General features: G+C 64.6%; 13 protein-coding genes. 7 read left to right on the forward strand and 6 right to left on the reverse strand.

From position 1 onward, the window contains the following. Window positions 1-100 precede the first annotated feature (100 nt). The 3 genes from J7573_RS01050 to J7573_RS01060 all read left to right on the forward strand — a co-directional run bounded on the left by J7573_RS01050 (window position 101) and on the right by J7573_RS01060 (window position 3,409). Window positions 101-751, forward strand: coding sequence for a nicotinamidase (locus J7573_RS01050; RefSeq protein WP_294324226.1), 651 nt, complete (start codon window positions 101-103; stop codon window positions 749-751). Then, window positions 748-1,947 (forward strand): nicotinate phosphoribosyltransferase, encoded by a 1,200-nt coding sequence (gene pncB, locus J7573_RS01055; protein ID WP_294324229.1) that lies wholly within the window; start codon window positions 748-750, stop codon window positions 1,945-1,947. Before J7573_RS01050 ends, pncB begins: the two co-directional genes overlap by 4 nt. 307 nt (window positions 1,948-2,254) lie before the next feature. Next, entirely contained in the window at window positions 2,255-3,409 is a 1,155-nt protein-coding gene (locus J7573_RS01060; RefSeq protein WP_294324233.1) for an HBL/NHE enterotoxin family protein, read from the forward strand. Between the two features lie 38 nt (window positions 3,410-3,447). On the opposite strand, the gene J7573_RS01065 is transcribed toward J7573_RS01060, so the two are convergent. Continuing rightward, a complete protein-coding gene (locus J7573_RS01065) occupies window positions 3,448-4,338 on the reverse strand; it encodes a LysR family transcriptional regulator (RefSeq protein WP_294324236.1) in 891 nt (296 codons plus the stop codon). 111 nt (window positions 4,339-4,449) lie between these two features. Between J7573_RS01065 and J7573_RS01070 the strand changes: the two genes are divergently transcribed. Together J7573_RS01070 and ppnN are read left to right on the forward strand one after the other, a co-directional pair. Next, complete coding sequence (locus tag J7573_RS01070) at window positions 4,450-5,511, forward strand: YeiH family protein (RefSeq protein ID WP_294324240.1); 1,062 nt, start codon at window positions 4,450-4,452, stop codon at window positions 5,509-5,511. 63 nt (window positions 5,512-5,574) lie between these two features. Further along, window positions 5,575-6,948, forward strand: coding sequence for a nucleotide 5'-monophosphate nucleosidase PpnN (ppnN, locus tag J7573_RS01075; protein ID WP_060513345.1), 1,374 nt, complete (start codon window positions 5,575-5,577; stop codon window positions 6,946-6,948). Window positions 6,949-7,071: 123 nt separating this feature from the next. Here the strand turns inward: ppnN and J7573_RS01080 are convergent, their stop codons facing one another. Continuing rightward, window positions 7,072-8,238: a GGDEF domain-containing protein gene (locus J7573_RS01080; RefSeq protein WP_294324251.1), complete on the reverse strand. Its 1,167-nt coding sequence runs from the start codon at window positions 8,236-8,238 to the stop codon at window positions 7,072-7,074. Between the two features lie 225 nt (window positions 8,239-8,463). After that, a complete protein-coding gene (gene pssA, locus J7573_RS01085) occupies window positions 8,464-9,792 on the reverse strand; it encodes a CDP-diacylglycerol--serine O-phosphatidyltransferase (protein WP_294324254.1) in 1,329 nt (442 codons plus the stop codon). A 160-nt stretch (window positions 9,793-9,952) separates the two neighbouring features. Between pssA and J7573_RS01090 the strand changes: the two genes are divergently transcribed. Continuing rightward, window positions 9,953-10,948: a GlxA family transcriptional regulator gene (locus J7573_RS01090; RefSeq protein ID WP_294324256.1), complete on the forward strand. Its 996-nt coding sequence runs from the start codon at window positions 9,953-9,955 to the stop codon at window positions 10,946-10,948. Between the two features lie 10 nt (window positions 10,949-10,958). On the opposite strand, the gene J7573_RS01095 is transcribed toward J7573_RS01090, so the two are convergent. The 3 genes from J7573_RS01095 to katG form a co-directional block, all read right to left on the reverse strand. After that, window positions 10,959-12,293 carry an MFS transporter gene (locus J7573_RS01095; protein ID WP_294324259.1) on the reverse strand — a complete coding sequence of 445 codons (1,335 nt, stop codon included), beginning with the start codon at window positions 12,291-12,293 and terminating at the stop codon, window positions 10,959-10,961. 180 nt (window positions 12,294-12,473) lie between these two features. Beyond that, a complete protein-coding gene (locus tag J7573_RS01100; protein WP_294324262.1) occupies window positions 12,474-13,685 on the reverse strand; it encodes a M24 family metallopeptidase in 1,212 nt (403 codons plus the stop codon). A 251-nt stretch (window positions 13,686-13,936) separates the two neighbouring features. Further along, complete coding sequence (katG, locus tag J7573_RS01105) at window positions 13,937-16,180, reverse strand: catalase/peroxidase HPI (RefSeq protein WP_294324264.1); 2,244 nt, start codon at window positions 16,178-16,180, stop codon at window positions 13,937-13,939. 350 nt (window positions 16,181-16,530) lie between these two features. Between katG and J7573_RS01110 the strand changes: the two genes are divergently transcribed. Continuing rightward, entirely contained in the window at window positions 16,531-17,439 is a 909-nt protein-coding gene (locus tag J7573_RS01110) for a LysR family transcriptional regulator (RefSeq protein ID WP_294324266.1), read from the forward strand. Window positions 17,440-17,451: the final 12 nt, after the last annotated feature.

Raw genomic sequence — 17,451 nt, forward strand, 5'->3', positions numbered from 1 at the left:
AGCTTCTAAGTATGGCAACCCGCAATCGCGTAGCAATTGTCACTTGACACACTTATTACACCAGGTGAATTATATAGCCATTCCAGCGAGGAGACCCGCCATGAAGATCGCCAGTTTCGATGTCGACGCGCAGAACGGCTTCACCGCCAACGCCCCTCAGGAGCTGCCGGTGCCGGAAGGCAACGAGATTGCCCCGGACCTCAATGCCATGGCCCTGCGCGCCGATCTGCGCCTGGGCAGCAAGGACGCCCACCCGGCCAACGCGGCCTGGGTGGTGGCCGAGCCCGGCCAGATGCTGCAACCGCTGGCCCTGGCCAACGCCGACCTGACCTGGGTCAGCCACTGCGTCCCCGGCACCCCCGGCTTCGAACTGCTGCCCGGCCTGCCCGCCCCGATCGACTACGACTACTTCGTCTGGAAAGGCGTCGAGCCCGACCTGCACCCCTACGGCGCCTGCTTCCACGACCTCGCCGAGCGCCGCTCCACCGGGGTCATCGAGTTCCTCAAGGTGCAACAGGTCGGCGCCGTGATCGTCGGCGGCCTGGCCCTGGACTACTGCGTCAAGACCACCGCCCGGCAATTGCGCCAGGCCGGCTTCCAGGTGCTGCTGTACCTGCCGGCCTGCCGCGCCCTGACCCAGGAAGGTGCCATCAGCGCCTGCGGTGCGCTGGCCGCCGAGGGCGTGATCCTGTGCGGCGATGAAGCCGCGCTCGACTACCAGCTCTCTCTGATCAAGGAAGACCGCCCATGACCGAAAGCGTTTTCGGCCCACGAATCATCCAGAACCTGCTGGACACCGACTTCTACAAGATCACCATGATGCAGGCGGTGCTGCACAACTACCCCAACGCCGAGGTGGAGTGGGAGTTCCGCTGCCGCAACAATGAAGACCTCTCCCCTTACCTGGCGGAGATCCGCTACCAGATCGAGCAGCTGAGCGAAGTCACCGTTACCCACGACCAGCTGGCCTACCTGGAAAAAATCCCGTTCCTCAAGCCGGACTTCATCCGCTTCCTCAGCCTGTTCCGCTTCAACCTGCGCTATGTGCAGGTCGGCCTGGACGCGGCCGGGCAGTTGGCGATCCGCGTGCGCGGGCCGTGGCTGCATGTGATTCTCTACGAGATCCCGTTGCTGGCGATCATCAGCGAGGTGCGCAACCGCTACCGCTATCGCGACGTGGTACTCGAACAGGTGGGCGAGCGCCTGTACCAGAAGATGGACTGGCTCAAGGCCGAGGCCAGTGCCGACGAGCTGGCCGGTTTCCAGCTGGCCGACTTCGGTACCCGGCGGCGGTTTTCCTACCGGGTGCAGGAAGAAGTGGTGTACCTGCTCAAGCACGACTTCCCCGGCCGCTTCGTCGGCACCAGCAACGTGCACCTGGCCCGCGAGCTCGAACTCAAGCCGCTCGGCACCATGGCCCACGAATGGTTCATGGCGCACCAGCAACTCGGCCCGCGGCTGGTCGACAGCCAGTCCGCCGCGCTGGAAGGCTGGGTGCGCGAGTACCGTGGCCTGCTGGGCATCGCCTTGACCGACTGCATCACCATGGACGCCTTCCTGGGTGATTTCGACCTGTACTTCGCCAAGCTGTTCGACGGCCTGCGCCACGACTCCGGGGACCCGCTGGTGTGGGCGGAGAAAGCCATCGCCCACTATGAACGGCTGGGGATCGACCCGAAGGGCAAGACGCTGATCTTCTCCGACGGCCTGGATTTCGCCAAGGCGCTGGGCCTGTATCGGGCCTTGCACTCGCGGATCAACGTGAGCTTCGGCATCGGCACCCGGCTGACCTGCGACATCCCGGGGGTGGAGCCGATGAACATCGTGATCAAGATGACCGACTGCAATGGCGCGCCGGTGGCGAAGATTTCCGACAGCCCGGGCAAGACCCAGTGCCGGGACGAGAACTTCGTGGCCTACATGAAGCATGTGTTCAAGGTGAATTGACCGCCTCGGCAGGCACCGGGGCTGCGTCGGAAAAGCACCGTTCTGCATGCCCATAGCCTGCACCGGGCCTAAGGCGCTGTTCTGTCTGCTTGTGCTTTTTCGCTCACCGTTCGAGAGCGAAAAACACACCGGGTAGCACCTTGCCCTGCCCCTTGGCGCTGCTTAAATGAGTTCGCTATCCAAGCCTCTTCGGGCCTCTGCATAGTGGATTGCAGGCACGCCCCGCGCCTGCGCAAGGAACCTGCCTCACACACAACGCCCCGACAATCAGCACCGGTCGATCGGTCACTGTTCAAGGAGAAGTGTCATGGATGCACTGAAGAAACAGTTTTTCCCGTTCACCCTCAACCCGCTGTCAAACGTCGTCAGCATCGCCGCCCTCGGCAGCGTCCCCGCCGCACTGAGGGCGTCCAACGACCTGCCCATCGATCAGCAACTGGCAGATGCCTTCAATGCCAACAACGATGTGATGGCCTACGTGCTCGGCATCACCAACACCCAACTGCCGACCATCACCCCTGCCCCCACCTGGTACAGCACGTTCCAGACTGCCTTCAGCAACGCCCAGATCCACGCCAACGCCTGGTACGGGATTTCCGCGAACCTGGTGAGCATCCCCAACGCCATTGCCGGCTATGGCATTGCCTTCAACGTCAGCATGTCGACGATCAACTCGCTGATCGCGGTGCTTCAAACCGACCCGGGCAATACCCAGGCCATCAACTCGCTCAAGCAGCAGTTCACCGGGCTGATTTCCCAGCTTCGCGCGTTCAGCCAAAGCGCCGTGTCGGTGCACCAGTCGATCACCGACTACTCCAACAACCTGATCCAGGACAGCCAGATACTCGCCAAGGCCGTCTCTGACTCCACCCAGCAGCAGGACGTCAACCGCGATCAGGTTCGGCAGTACCAGGCCAAGATCGAAGAGATGCGCAAGCAGATCAAGACCTGGCAAGTGGTGGAAACCGCCTCGGCCATCGGTGCTGGCGTCGCCTTCTTCGCCGGTGCCGTGATCGCGATCTTCAGCCTTGGCTTTGGCCTGGCTTTCGGCATCGTCGGTGCGGCTGCAGGGATTGCGACCATGGTCGCCGCAGAGGTCAAGATCAAGCAGCTGCGCAGCGAGATCGCGGCCGATACGACGCGCATGAACGCAGTGACTCAGCAATCTGCCAGCCTGGCAGCATTGAATGATCAGCTGAGCAAGCTGATCCAGCTGTCCCAGGCTGCGGGTTCGCTGATCGGCCTGCTGTTGAAGGTGTGGGAGGAACTTGAGGGCGAACTGAATACCGTCCTGACCGACCTCGGCAACTGCAAGGGCAATGTCGACAACCTCAACCTGCCCGAGCTGCAACGCAACCTGAACCTGGCCAACCAGGACTGGCAGACACTGGTCGGGCTGTGCAACAGCGTAGCGTCGATCAAGTACAACCAGGCCACGCCGGCCAAGGCCAATATCCAATAGCCCCCTTACCCGCCCCTGCTGCCGGCAGCAGGGGCGGGTTACGTGGCCCCGGTGCGCTGGCCCACGCACAGCTCCATGAACCGCGCGGCCGCCCGCGACGGCGTGGCGGCATGGGGCAAGAGGATGGAAAAGCGCCGCACCAACGGTTCAGGCGCAATTCTCAGTTGTCGCAATACACCCTGCTCATGGCGGATCGACATGGCCGAGACAAAGCCAATCCCCATCCCGGCCCGTACCGCCTCTTTCACCCCTTCCACGCCGGCGATCTCCAGCGCCACGCGCATGGCCACACCGTGCCGGGCAAATGCCCGCTCGACGATCTGGCGCACCCCCGAACCACTTTCACGCAGCACCAACGGGTAAGCCCCCAACGCCTGCAAGCCCTGCTGCTCGGCACCTGCCAAGGGATGATCGCGCGGCACGATGGCCACGATCTCATCCTCGCGCCACGCCGTCACTTCGGTGCCCAGTGGCAGCTCCTGCCCTGGTGGGCCTTCGATGAGGGCGATATCGACGCTGTCCAGCGCTGCGACGATTTCCGCCGTGTTGCCGTGGGACGTGGTCACCAGCACCTCTGGATAGCGCCCATGGAAGTCGGCAATCAGGTACGGCAGCAGGTAGCTGGCCGGCGTGGTGCTGGCGCCAATGCGCAAGGTGCCGCGCTCCAGTCCGCGCATGGCCTCGCACAAGGCCTGGGCCTGGCGAAAGGTGTCCCGCAGGCGCTGGGCATGGGCCAGCAGTTGCTCGCCAGCCGCCGTCAGGCGCACGCCACGGCCGGCACGCTGGTACAGGGGCTCGCCAAAGGCCTCCTGCAGCAACTTGAGCTGGCCGGACACCGCTGGCTGCGACAGATGCAGGGCCTGGGCCGCATGGCTGATGTTGCCGTGCTCGGCTACGGTGGCGAAGGTTATCAGCTGTTCTGGGGTCATCTTTTGAAAATATCAGCTAAACGGATATTTGCCATCCTAAATTACGATTTTTTATAAGCTTATAACCAGATTAACGTAGGCCATGTCGAAACACTTTCCCGGAGGACTCACATGGCCACGGCAACTTCCAACCCCGCGCTTGCGCCCACCCTCTCCACCCGAGGGCGGCTCAACGGCATCCTGTTCGTCGCGCTGTTCGCGCTCGCCGTCACCCAGCTGGCGGCCCTGCCCGCCATCGCCAGCCTGGGCATCAGCCCGCTGATCGTCGGCATCGTCGCCGGTGCCCTGTACGGCAACGCCCTGCGCGATGGCGTGCCGGCCAGCTGGGCGGCCGGCATCAACTTCTCGGCCCGTGGGCTGCTGCGCATTGCCGTGGCCTTCTTCGGCCTGCGCGTGAGCCTGCAGGAGATCGCCGAAGTCGGCTGGTCCGGCTTGACCGTCTCGCTGCTGGTGGTGACCAGCACTTTGCTGATCGGCCTGTGGTGCGGCACCAAGCTGTTCAAGCTGGACCGCGACACCGCCCTGCTCACCGCAGCCGGCAGTGCGATCTGTGGCGCCGCCGCCGTGCTGGCCTTCGAATCGGCGCTGCGCAGCGCCCCGCACAAGAGCGCCATGGCAGTCGGCAGCGTGGTGCTGTTCGGTACCTTGTCGATGTTCCTCTACCCAGTGGCGATCAATGCCGGCTGGCTGCCCCTGGATACGATGGGAGCCGGCCTGTTCCTCGGCGGGACCATTCATGAAGTGGCGCAGGTGGTGGGCGCGGCCAGCAACGTCAGCCCCGAAGCTACGCACATCGCCACCATCGTCAAGATGACCCGGGTGATGCTGCTGGTGCCGGTGCTGCTGGTGGTCGGCCTGTGGATCAGCCGTTCGCGCCAGCCCGGCCAGGCACAAGGTAATGGCCGCATCGCCATGCCCTGGTTCGCCTTCGGCTTCCTCGCCCTGGTGCTGGTGAACTCGCTGCAGGTGCTGCCAGGCAGCGTGACCCAGGCCATCAACAGCCTGGACACCTTCGCCCTGACCATGGCCATGACCGCGCTGGGCATGGAAACCCGCTGGAGCCAGATCCGCCAGGCCGGCCCCAAGGCGCTGATCACCGGGGCGATCCTCAACCTGTGGCTGGTGGGCGGCGGCATGGCGATCACCCTGGGTGTGCAACGCCTTTTAGGTTGACGTGCAGGGATCGGTATGGTGTTGTCTTGCAAGGATGTTTTTACCTGCACAGGAACGACTTAGATGCCTCAACGCCATGTCATCAATGCATCCGTCAGCCCCAAGGGCAGCCTGGAGACGCTGTCGCAACGTGAAGTCCAGCAACTGAGTGAAGTCGGTACCGGTAGCCTCTACACCTTGTTCCGCCAGTGCGCCCTGGCCATTCTCAATACCGGCGCCCATGTCGACAACGCCAAGACCATTCTCGAGGCGTACAAGGACTTCGAAGTCCGCATTCACCAGCAAGACCGCGGCGTGCGCCTGGAGCTGCTGAACGCTCCAGCCGACGCCTTCGTCGATGGCGAAATGATCGCCAGCACCCGCGAGATGCTGTTCAGCGCCCTGCGCGACATCGTCTACACCGAAAGCGAGCTGGCCAGCCAGCGCATCGACCTGGAAAGCTCCCAGGGCATCACCGATTATGTCTTCCACCTGCTGCGCAACGCCCGCACCCTGCGCCCTGGCGTGGAGCCGAAGATGGTGGTGTGCTGGGGCGGCCACTCGATCAGCAGCGAGGAGTACCAGTACACCAAGAAGGTCGGCCATGAGCTGGGCCTGCGCAAGCTGGACATCTGCACCGGCTGCGGCCCGGGCGTGATGAAGGGCCCGATGAAGGGCGCGACCATCGCCCATGCCAAGCAACGCATGCACGGCAGCCGCTACCTGGGCCTGACCGAACCGGGCATCATCGCCGCCGAGGCGCCGAACCCGATCGTCAACGAGCTGGTGATCCTGCCGGACATCGAGAAGCGCCTGGAAGCCTTCGTCCGCGTTGGCCACGGCATCATCATCTTCCCCGGCGGCGCCGGTACTGCCGAGGAATTCCTCTACCTGCTCGGCATCCTCATGCACCCGGACAACCAGGCCCTGCCCTTCCCGGTGGTGCTCACCGGGCCACGCAGCGCCGAACCGTTCCTGCAGCAGCTGCATGCGTTCGTCGGCGCCACCCTCGGCGAGGCGGCGCAGCGTCACTACCAGATCATCATCGATGACCCGGCCGAAGTGGCCCGGCACATGGTCGAGGGGCTCAAGGAGGTCAAGCAGTTCCGCCGCGAGCGCAACGACGCCTTCCACTTCAACTGGCTGCTGAAGATCGACGGCGGCTTCCAGCACCCGTTCGACCCGACCCACGCCAACATGGCCGAACTGGCCCTGCGCCGTGATTTGCCAGCGCACGAGCTGGCGGCCAATTTGCGCCGGGCGTTTTCCGGGATCGTCGCGGGCAACGTGAAGGACAAGGGGATCCGGCTGATCGAGGAGCACGGGCCGTATCAGATCCGCGGTGATGCGGCGGTGCTGGAACCGTTGGGGCGCTTGTTGCAGGCGTTTGTCGACCAGCACCGGATGAAATTGCCGGGTGGGGCGGCGTATGTGCCTTGCTATCAGGTCGTGACCTGAGATCGCCGGGGCCGCTTTGCGGCCCATTCGCGGGCACGCCCGCTCCCACAGAGATTTCATAGGCATTGAAGCCAGTGATATTCCTGTGGGAGCGGGCGCGCCCGCGAATGGGCCAACACCAATCTATCTGACAGGACTCGCCACAGTCCGGTCCACCAGGCGAATGCTGTCACGCCCGCCACGCTTGGACTGGTACAACGCCACATCCCCCTGCTCGATCAACGCCGCCAGGCTGGCCGGTGGCTGGTCGAACAGGTTGGCGCCGATACTCAAGGTCACCGCTTGCGGGGTCGGCATCGCCTCCCGGGCAAATTGCTGGAACTGCTCGCGCAGCTGGCTGCCCAGTTCCACCACCTGCTCGCTGCTGGCATCGCTGAGCAGGATCACGAACTCATCGCCGCCCAGCCGCGCAGCCAACGACCGCTCCGGCAGCACCGCACGGATCATCTCGCTCAACGCGATAAGCAGGCGGTCACCCGCCGCATGGCCATGCAGGTCGTTGACCAGCTTGAAGTTGTCGATATCGATCAGCAACAACGCCCCAGGCTGGGCCGGGCTGACTGCCTTGAACAGGTGCGTGGCCCGCACTTCCAGGGCCCGGCGGTTGTACAACGCGGTCAGGGGGTCGCGGGCGGCCAGCCGGGCAATCCGTTCTTCACGGCGATAGCGCACGGTGCCGGTCATCGACAGCGCGATCAGCATGATCGCCATCGCCCCTTCGACCAGGGAAACCTGGATGATCAGCCCGCCAAAGGTCGCCAGGTCGATCAGCGAACCCGGCGTCACCGCCACGATCGCCTTGGCCCCATAGAACAGCCCATGGATCAGCAGCACGTAACGCAGCTGCACCGCCCCCACGCTCAGCGACTTGCCATGGGGGCGCAGCAGGTAGCTGGCCTTGAGCGTGAGCAACGCCACCAGCAGCGAGTTGACCATCAGCATCGCTTTCGACCACTGCGGCCCCACGGGCAGCAGCAACAGGCCGAACCATACCAGCACGATCAGCAGCCACGCCCGTGACAGCCGGACCTGGGTGAAACGCACCACGCCCAGCAGGAAGAACGCGTGGGCAACCACCAGCAAGCCGTTGGCGAACCAGATGCCGATCAGCAGCAGGCCGATCCCGCGCAGCAGGGCCAGGGTCGAACCGACCGTGATGGTGGCGAAACCGGCGCTCCAGTACAGCAGCGACGATTCGCGGACACTGCGCCACTCGATCGCCAGGTACAGCGCAGCTGCTGCGGCCAGGGCGATGGAGATCGTCAGCATCGTGGGTGGATCAAGCGCCATAGACGGATTGGCCTGTCTGGTTAACGTGGAAAAGGCGTGATTGTATGCGCTTGAGATGACTTTTCAGAGGGGCGAACCGTCGCGTTGCACGCAAATGAATGCATCCATTCAAGGTACGACACGCTCCGTGGTCTTCCCTGTCTCCTGAAAAAACGCACTCACGCCTGGTTCTCCGCCGGGTTACCCAGGTTGATGATAGCCTTTTGCCCAGCAAAGGGACCGGGCTCAAAGCACCCGCTTGATCAACGGCTCCAGCCGGCTATAGCGCAGGCGCCGCAAAAACTTGCGCACTTCCTTGGGATGCTCGGCCTTCTCGCCCAGTTCATCCGCCGTGCCGATCTGCGGCGCATGCCGGCGAATGCCCTCCAGTTCCACCGCCCGTGGCACCAGCCACTGCCCGTGCGGGTCATCAATCAGCAGCCCGTTTTCCAGGTCCAGGTTGAACCCGCGTGGGTTGAGGTTGTTGCCGGTCAGCAGCGAATAGCGCTGATCGACCCACACCCCCTTGGCGTGGAACGTATGCCCCGGATCGTTCCAGATCCGAATCTGCAACTGGCCGCTGGCAATGGCGTTGTGCCGCCGCCGGGCAAAGGCGCGCAGGTTGTCTTCGTACAAGTAGGGCAAGGCGCCGCTGGCGCTGAACGGCTCGCCCGGGGCGATATAGAAGTCGTTGGCGGTGCGGTGGCCGACAATCAGCTCGATACGCACGCCCCGGTCCAAGGCATGGTCGATCTCGCGCATCACCACCCGGGGCGGGTTGAAATACGGCGTGCTGATGATGATCTGCGCGCGTGCCGCTGCCAGCAGCGCGCACAGCGTGCGGTTGAGCGGGTTGCCACGGCCGACGCCGAGCAGCGGGATTACCCGCAGCCCCTGCCCCGCCATGGCGACCGGTGCGTCATAGGCCATGCGCCGCAGGCGCGCGCGCAGGCGCCGGATGTCACCGCGCAAGCTGCGGGTAGCCGGTGGCGCGGGCAGGTCCAGGCGCGGCGTGGCGGTGTGGTGCAGCAGGCGCCGGACCAGGTCGACCATGGCGTCGGCCAGGGCCGGTGACTGGAACAGGTGGTAACGGTCCAGCCGGTAGCGGTCGAAGCGGTGCAGATAGACGTTGTTCAGGCTGGCGCCGGTATAGATCACGCAATCGTCGATCACGCTGCCCTTCAGGTGCAGCACGCCGAACAGCTCGCGGGTCTGCACCGGCACGCCATGGATCACCACGTCGAGCCCACGCAACTGGCGCTGGGCCTGGTACCAGGCCGCGTTGCCCGGCTGGCGCCCGGCCCCGAGCAGGCCACGGCGGGCACGGAACCAGTCGACCACGATGACGATCTCCAGGCCCGGCCGCTCGGCCTTGGCCTGGTACAGGGCATCGAGCACCTCCTGGCCGGCCTCGTCTTCCTGCAGGTACAGGGCGACGATGACGATACGCCGGGTCGCCGTGGCGATGCGTTCGAGCAGGCAGGTACGGTAGGCCGCAGCATCGGGCAGTACCTGGATCGCCTCAGGGGCGACGGCGAAACCTGGCAGCGCCGCCAGCATGGATTCAGGGTTCACGTACGATCACCTTCTTATTCTGCAATCAGGTCCATTCCTGGCCGTTGCGCCCGGGGTGTAAGATCAGCCCGGCAACGACCCATAACAACAAGAAACACGCGAGGCCTGTTTTGCCACTGCCCCTGACGAACGACGCCTCAGCTTGCACAGGAAGATCGCAATGGTCCACCCCGCTTCCATCAGCGTAACGCCTTGCCCAACCAGAACCTTCGGTTTTCTGGTGTTGCCCAACTTCACGACCATCGGCCTGGCATCGGCGGTGGAAACCCTGCGCATGGCCAACCTGGCTGCGCGCCACCCCTTGTACCGTACCGTGTTGATTGCCGCCAGCCCGGAGCCGGTGGTCGCCAGCAATGGCATGCGCGTGCTGCCCGATTACAGTATCGCCGACGCCCCGGCGCTGGACGCCCTGTTCGTGGTCGGCGCCAACCCGATCGACCGCAGCCGTGGCAATACCCGACCACTGATCGACTGGCTGCGCCAACTGGCCCGCCAGCGCCTGCCGCTGGGCGGGATCTGCACCGGCAGCTACCTGCTGGCCAAGGCCGAGCTGCTCAACGGCTACCGCTGCACCATCCACTGGGAAGACCTGCACACCCTGCAGGAACACTTCCCCGACATTGTCATCTCCAGCCAGCTGTTCGAGCTGGACCGCGACCGTTTCACCTGTTCCGGTGGCGTGGCGGCCATGGACATGATGCTGCAACTGGTCGCCCGCCAGGCCGGCGGCCAGGACATCGCCGCCAAGGCCGCCGAACTGTTGCTGTGTGACCGTGTAAGGGGGGAGCGCGAGCGCCAGCGTGTGCCGTTGCGCACCTTGCTCGGCAGTGCCCAGCCCAAGCTGAGCCAGGTGGTGGCGATCATGGAGGCGAACCTGGAGGAGCCGCTGGGGCTGGACGAGCTGGCCAGCCTCAACGAAGTGACCGTGCGCCAGCTGGAGCGGCTGTTCCATAAATACCTGCAGCGCACCCCCAGTCAGTACTACCTGGAGTTGCGCCTGTCACGGGCACGGGAACTGCTGCTGCGCAGCGATGTGCAGGTGCGCGAGGTGGCGCTGGCCTGCGGGTTCAGCTCACCGGCGCACTTTTCCAAGAGTTACAGTCGCTTCTTTGGCCTGTCGCCGTTGGGTGAACGGCGCCAGGCCTCGTTGCACTGAGGGAAGCGGCTCAGTCCTGCAGGGCCGCATGCGCCGTTTCCCGGCACATCAACATGGCCAGCAAGGCTACCAGCGCGGCGGCCAGCAGGTAGCCCGCCGGGGCCAGCTTGCTGCCCGTGGCCTGGATCAGCCAGGTGGCGATGAACGGCGCGGTCCCGCCAAACAGCGCATTGGCCAGGTTGAAGCTCAAGGCGAAGCCGCTGAAACGCACCTGGGTCGGGAATATCTCCGCCAGCAGGCACGGCAAGGTACCGTCGTTCATCGCCAACATTGCACCGAAGAGAATCTGGATGGCCAGGATCACCAGCAGCGGCTGCCCGTCGAGCAATTTGAACAAGGGTACGGTCAGGCCGAGAAACAGCAGCGAAGCCACCACCAGCATGGTCTTGCGGCCAAACTGGTCGGACAGCCGCCCCATCAGGAAGATCAGGCCGATGTAGGTTGCCAGCGATACCGTAGAGGCAATGAACGAATCGCGCTCGCTCATGCCCATCTCGTTGGACAGGTAGGTCGGCATGTAGCTGAGCAGCAGGTAGAACGCCACGGCGTTGAGGCAGGTGACACCGAGGCCAATGGCCAGGCTGCGGCGATGCCGGGCCAACAGCTCGCGGATCGGCGCCGGGGTCATGCAGGCCTTGTGTTCCAGGCGCTGCTCCATCTCCAGAAACTTTGGCGTGTCTTGCAGGCTCATGCGGATGTAACGGCCGACCAGGCCAAACGGTGCGGCCAGCAGGAAAGGCAGGCGCCAGCCCCAGCTGTGCAGGTCCTCGCTGCTCAACAGCTCATGCAGCACCGCGACGAATGCCGCACCGAACAGCAGCCCGGCCGCCGTGCTGGCCGGCACGATGCTGGTGTACAGGCCACGCCGGCCGGGTGGTGCGTACTCGGCAAGAAATGCCGCGGCACCGGCGTATTCGCCCGAGGCGGAAAACCCCTGGACCAGGCGGATCAGCAACAGCAGGCCGGGCGCCCACAGGCCGATCTGCGCATAACCTGGCAGCAGGCCGATGCAGAACGTTGAAATCGACATGATCAGGATCGACAAGGACAGGGCGTTGCGCCGGCCATGACGATCGCCAAAATGCCCCCAGACCACGCCGCCCAGCGGGCGGACCAGGAATGACAGGGCAAAGACAGCGAAGGTCGCCAGCAGGCCGCTGGTCTTGTCAGTCTGTGGGAAGAAAGTGGCGGCAATGATGGTGGCGAGGTAGCCGTAGGCGGCGTAGTCGAACCATTCGACGAAATTGCCCATGAAACTGGCGCGCGCGGCCTTGCGCAGGGCCTGGCGTTCGGCGTCGGGTGCAGCGCCGTCGAGGGAGGGAGCGTTGAAGGTGGTGCTGGACATGACGGGTACCCTCTGATTCTTCTAATTGGCGGCAGGGTCTGGTGGTCATACAGTTGTTTTCTTGTTGTCGGGGCCGGCCTCTTCGCGGCTGAAGCCGCTCCTACAGGTATTTCACCGGCCTTCAGGGTGGTGGTAACGCTGTGGGAGCGGCTTCAGCCGCGAAGCAGGCGACGCCGATGCTTATTTGCGAATGATGTTGTGCTCCGGGCCATAGGGGAACTTGGTGATGTTCTCGGCCCCGTGTTCATTGACGATCAGGATGTCATGCTCGCGGTAGCCGCCCGCCCCTGGCCGCCCTTCGGGCAGCATGATCATCGGCTCGATCGACACCACCATGCCCGGCTCCAGTACCGTGTCGATGTCCTCGCGCAGTTCCAGCCCGGCTTCCCGGCCGTAGTAGTGGCTCAGCGTGCCGAACGAGTGGCCATAGCCAAACGTGCGGTACTGCAGCAGGTCGTGGCGCAGGAAGATCTCGTTCAGTTCACGGGCGATGTCGCAGCAGCGCATGCCCGGGCGCACCAGCTTGAGGCCCGCTTCATGCACCTCGACGTTGGCCTGCCACAAGCGCAGGTGGTCGTCCGGGCAATGGTCGAGGAACAAGGTGCGCTCCAGCGCGGTGTAGTAGCCGGCGATCATCGGGAAGCAGTTGAGGCTGAGGATGTCGCCCTTGTTGACCTTGCGGCTGGTGACCGGGTTGTGCGCGCCGTCGGTGTTGAGCCCGGACTGGAACCAGGTCCAGGTGTCCATCAGCTCGCTGTCCGGGAAGCTCCTGGCAATCTCGCGGACCATCGCCTGGGTGGCATGCAGCGCCACTTCATATTCCGGCACCTGGTCGCGCAGGGCCTCGACCACCGCCGCCCCACCGATGTCGGCAACCCGTGCGCCATGGCGAATCAGCGCCTGCTCCTCGGCCGACTTGATCATGCGCATGCGCATGCACGGGGCACCGATGTCCAGCAGTTCGGCCTTGGGGTAGCAGGCGGCGAGCTTGGCGTGGTTCTGCAGGTTGAGATGGTCGTATTCGACGCCGATGCGCGAGGCCAGTGGCAGGGCCTGCTGGATGGCGACGAAGTAGTTGTCGCGCTGCCAGTCGGTGTAGACGATGTTGTCGGTTCCCACCGTGCGCCGCCAGGGCTGGCCGCCGTCGATGTTGGCGCTGATCGACACCACCTTGTCCTGGGTGACCACCAGCGCGTAGGGGCGGCCGAACGAGCAGTAGAGGAAGTCGCTGTAGTAGTTGACGTTATGGTACGAGGTGAAGATGGCCGCCTCGATATCCTGTTCGGCCATGTAGGCCCGCAGGCGGGCATGACGGGCGGCGTACTCCTGTGCGGAGAAGGTCGGCTTGACCTTGTCGCCATTGCGGATTTTCAGGGTCTGGGGCATTTGCATGGTCGGTGTTCCTTGTCGTTGTGAGCACGCTGTTCAGGCCGGCCGCCTGAGAAGCATTGCAACAGAACGAACGAGGACGCTTTTGTATTTATCCGACCTGGAATTGGCGCTATGGCCACTGGCCTTGGGGCTGCTTTGCAGCCCATTCGCGACACAAGGCCGCTCCTACAGGTATCGCGCCATCTGCAAACCTGGCGCTGTACCTGTAGGAGCGGCCTTGTGTCGCGAAAAGGGCGCAAAGCGCCCTCGATTCACTTCAGATCAAAGCGATCCAGCTCCATGACTTTCACCCAAGCGGCGACGAAGTCTTTGACAAACTTGTCCTTGCCATCGCTGCTGCCATACACCTCGCTCAGCGCCCGCAACTGCGCATGCGAGCCAAACACCAGGTCGACCCGGCTGCCTGTCCACTTCACCTGCCCGGTCTTGCGATCGCGGCCTTCGAAGCGTTCGTTGTCCGCCGACGTCGGCTTCCACTCCACGCCCATGTCCAGCAGGTTACGGAAGAAGTCGTTGCTCAGGGTGCCAGGCTTGTCGGTAAACACACCGTCCTTGCTGCCGCCATGGTTGGCGCCGAGCACGCGAAGGCCGCCAATCAGCACGGTCAGTTCGGGCGCGGTGAGGGTCAGCAACTGGGCCTTGTCCAGCAACAGCTTCTCGGCCTTGACGCTATAACGGGCCTTGCTGAAGTTGCGGAAGCCATCGGCCAGCGGCTCCAGCACGGCAAACGACTCGACGTCGGTCTGCGCCTGGGAAGCATCGACACGGCCCGGGCGGAAGCCCACGCTGACGTTGTGCCCCGCGTCCTTGGCGGCCTTTTCCACGGCGGCAGAGCCGGCGAGGACGATGAGGTCGGCCAGGGAGACCTTCTTGCCGCCGGCGTTGAATTCGCCCTGGATCTTCTCCAACGCCGCCAGCACCTTGCCGGTGCCCTGGTTCGCCGCCCAGTCCTTCTGCGGTGCCAGGCGCAGCCGGCCACCGTTGGCGCCACCGCGCTTGTCCGAGCCACGGAAGGTCGAGGCCGCGGCCCAGGCGGTGGAAACCAGTTCGGCGACGCTCAGGCCCGAAGCGAGAATCTTGGCCTTGAGCCCGGCGATGTCCTGCTCGCCCAGCACGGGCTGCTCGGCTTTCGGCAGCGGGTCTTGCCACAGCAGCTCTTCGTTGGGCATTTCCGGGCCCAGGTAGCGCGCCAGCGGGCCCATGTCACGGTGGATCAGCTTGTACCAGGCCCGGGCGAAGGCATCTGCCAGCTGGTCCGGGTTGTCCTTGAAGCGCTTGGCGATCGGCCCGTAGATCGGGTCGAAACGCAGGGCCAGGTCAGAGGTGAGCATCGAAGGTGCGTGGCGCTTGCCCGCGTCATGGGCATCCGGCACGGTACCCGCGCCCTTGCCATCTTTCGGTCGCCACTGGTGAGCGCCAGCCGGGCTCTTGGTCAGTTCCCACTCGAAGTTGAACAGGTTGTTGAGGTACTCGTTGCTCCATTTTGTGGGCGTCGAGGTCCAGATCACTTCCAGGCCGCTGGTGATGGCGTCGCCACCCTTGCCAGTGCCGAACTTGTTGGCCCAGCCCAGGCCCTGCAGTTCCAGGCCGGCAGCCTCAGGCTCGGGGCCGACGTTGTCGGCCGGGCCGGCACCGTGGGTCTTGCCGAAGGCGTGGCCGCCGGCGATCAGTGCCACGGTTTCTTCGTCATTCATGGCCATGCGGCCGAAGGTGTCGCGGATGTCCTTGCCCGACGCCACCGGGTCAGGGTTGCCTTCCGGGCCTTCCGGGTTGACGTAGATCAGGCCCATCTGCACGGCGGCCAGCGGGTTTTCCAGGTTGCGCTCACCTTGCAGGGTGCGGCTTTCTTCTTCGGGGCGCTTGGCCGGTTCGGCCACCAGGTCACCTTTGCCAGGCGGCTGGGCCTTGCCGTAGCGGGTGTCGCCACCCAGCCAGACCTTTTCCGAGCCCCAGTAAACGTCTTCGTCCGGTTCCCACACGTCGGCGCGCCCGCCCGAGAAGCCGAAGGTCTTGAAGCCCATGGACTCCAGGGCGACGTTGCCGGTGAGCACGATCAGGTCGGCCCAGGAGATCTTGTTGCCATACTTCTGCTTGATCGGCCACAGCAGGCGCCGGGCCTTGTCGAGGCTGACGTTGTCCGGCCAGCTGTTGAGCGGCGCGAAGCGCTGCTGGCCGGAGCCGGCACCGCCGCGGCCATCGCCGATGCGGTAGGTACCGGCGCTGTGCCAGGCCATGCGGATGAACAGCGGGCCGTAGTGGCCGAAGTCGGCTGGCCACCAGTCCTGGGAGTCGGTCATCAAGGCGGTCAGGTCTTTTTTCAGGGCCTGGAAGTCGAGGCTCTTGAACGCCTTGGCATAGTCGAAGTCCGGGTCGGGGCTGGACTTTGACGAGTGTTGATGGAGGATCCTGAGGTTGAGCTGGTCAGGCCACCAGTCACGGTTGGTGGTGCCGCCACCTGCGGTTTGATGGAACGGGCATTTCGATTCGTTCGACATCTGCTGTTACCTTTGGGTCGGTTATCCAGATTTCCGGTCTATGCCAGGTGTTCTTTCAGCCGAGCACTTGGGCTCATGCCTACCCCTTCATCAGGTCTGGTCGGTCACGTGCCGACACGGGGCTTGCGAAGCTGTCATGCTTCGCGCAGCGCGGTCTTGCACCCAGGTGCTGACGCGCCGCCCGCAGCTGGATTTCGCAGGGCCAGGGGAAAGACTAGTCGAGCTTGGGCAGAGTTCTAATAGAGTGGCTCTTGCGGGCTGATAGCCCCGGCACATCCATACAAGGCACAACCGCCTGCGTCGTGCTTCAATACACCGCCAACCCCTCCAGCCCCGGTGAGCCAAGCCCCATGAACCGCAACGACCTGCGCCGCGTCGACATGAACCTGCTGGTGCTTTTCGAAGCCCTGATGATCGAACGCAACCTGACCCGCGTCGGCGAAAAGCTGTTCATCACCCAGTCCACCGTCAGCGCCGCCCTCGCCCGCCTGCGCGAGCTGTTCGACGACCCGCTGCTGATCCGCAGCGGCCGGGCCATGGAGCCAACCCCGCGGGCCATGCAGATCTTCGCCGAGCTGGGCCCGGCCATGGATGTGATTTCGTCCGCCATCAGCCGCGCCCGCGACTTCGACCCGGCCAACAGCAGCAACCAGTTCCGCCTGGGCCTGTCGGACGACGCCGAGTTCGGCCTGTTCCCCGCCTTGCTGCAGGCACTGCGCGAGGAGGCGCCGGACATCAGCGTGGTGGTGCGCCGGGCCAACTTCCTGTTGATGCCGGGCCTGCTGGCCAGTGGCGAGATTTCGGTAGGCGTGAGCTACACCACCGACCTGCCGGCCACCGCCAAACGCCGCAAGCTGCGCGATATCGGCGTGCGGGTGCTGCGCGCCGACGATCGCCCGGGGCCGCTGACCCTCGACGAGTACTGCGCCCGGCCCCATGTCATGGTGTCGTTCTCCGGTGACATGAGCGGCAACATCGACCTCGACCTCGCCCGTATCGGCCGCTGCCGCAAGGTGGTGCTGGCCGTGCCGCAGTTCGGCAGCCTGCGCGCGCTGCTGCGCAACACCGAAATGATCGCCACCGTGCCGGACTACGCCGCCTGCGCCCTGGCCGACGATGGCAGCCTGCGCGCCGACCCGGCCCCCTTCGAGATCACCGAGGCCGAACTGTCGATGGTGTGGAGCGGTGCCCACGACAACGACCCCGCCGAGCGCTGGCTGCGCGAACGCATCCTGCAGTATATGGCCCACCCAAGCTGATTCATCGACCTC

Source organism: Pseudomonas sp. (assembly GCF_017744435.1).
Classification (GTDB): domain Bacteria; phylum Pseudomonadota; class Gammaproteobacteria; order Pseudomonadales; family Pseudomonadaceae; genus Aquipseudomonas.

What these genes read in the sequence shown, in the direction of transcription:
- J7573_RS01110 (WP_294324266.1), top strand. Translation starts at nt 16,531, where the DNA reads ATGAACCGCAACGACCTGCGCCGCGTCGACATGAACCTGCTGGTGCTT.
- J7573_RS01080 (WP_294324251.1), bottom strand. Translation starts at nt 8,238, where the DNA reads ATGGCGCTTGATCCACCCACGATGCTGACGATCTCCATCGCCCTGGCC.
- pncB (WP_294324229.1), top strand. Translation starts at nt 748, where the DNA reads ATGACCGAAAGCGTTTTCGGCCCACGAATCATCCAGAACCTGCTGGAC.
- J7573_RS01065 (WP_294324236.1), bottom strand. Translation starts at nt 4,338, where the DNA reads ATGACCCCAGAACAGCTGATAACCTTCGCCACCGTAGCCGAGCACGGC.
- J7573_RS01090 (WP_294324256.1), top strand. Translation starts at nt 9,953, where the DNA reads ATGGTCCACCCCGCTTCCATCAGCGTAACGCCTTGCCCAACCAGAACC.
- J7573_RS01100 (WP_294324262.1), bottom strand. Translation starts at nt 13,685, where the DNA reads ATGCAAATGCCCCAGACCCTGAAAATCCGCAATGGCGACAAGGTCAAG.
- J7573_RS01070 (WP_294324240.1), top strand. Translation starts at nt 4,450, where the DNA reads ATGGCCACGGCAACTTCCAACCCCGCGCTTGCGCCCACCCTCTCCACC.
- J7573_RS01050 (WP_294324226.1), top strand. Translation starts at nt 101, where the DNA reads ATGAAGATCGCCAGTTTCGATGTCGACGCGCAGAACGGCTTCACCGCC.
- J7573_RS01095 (WP_294324259.1), bottom strand. Translation starts at nt 12,293, where the DNA reads ATGTCCAGCACCACCTTCAACGCTCCCTCCCTCGACGGCGCTGCACCC.
- J7573_RS01060 (WP_294324233.1), top strand. Translation starts at nt 2,255, where the DNA reads ATGGATGCACTGAAGAAACAGTTTTTCCCGTTCACCCTCAACCCGCTG.
- ppnN (WP_060513345.1), top strand. Translation starts at nt 5,575, where the DNA reads ATGCCTCAACGCCATGTCATCAATGCATCCGTCAGCCCCAAGGGCAGC.
- katG (WP_294324264.1), bottom strand. Translation starts at nt 16,180, where the DNA reads ATGTCGAACGAATCGAAATGCCCGTTCCATCAAACCGCAGGTGGCGGC.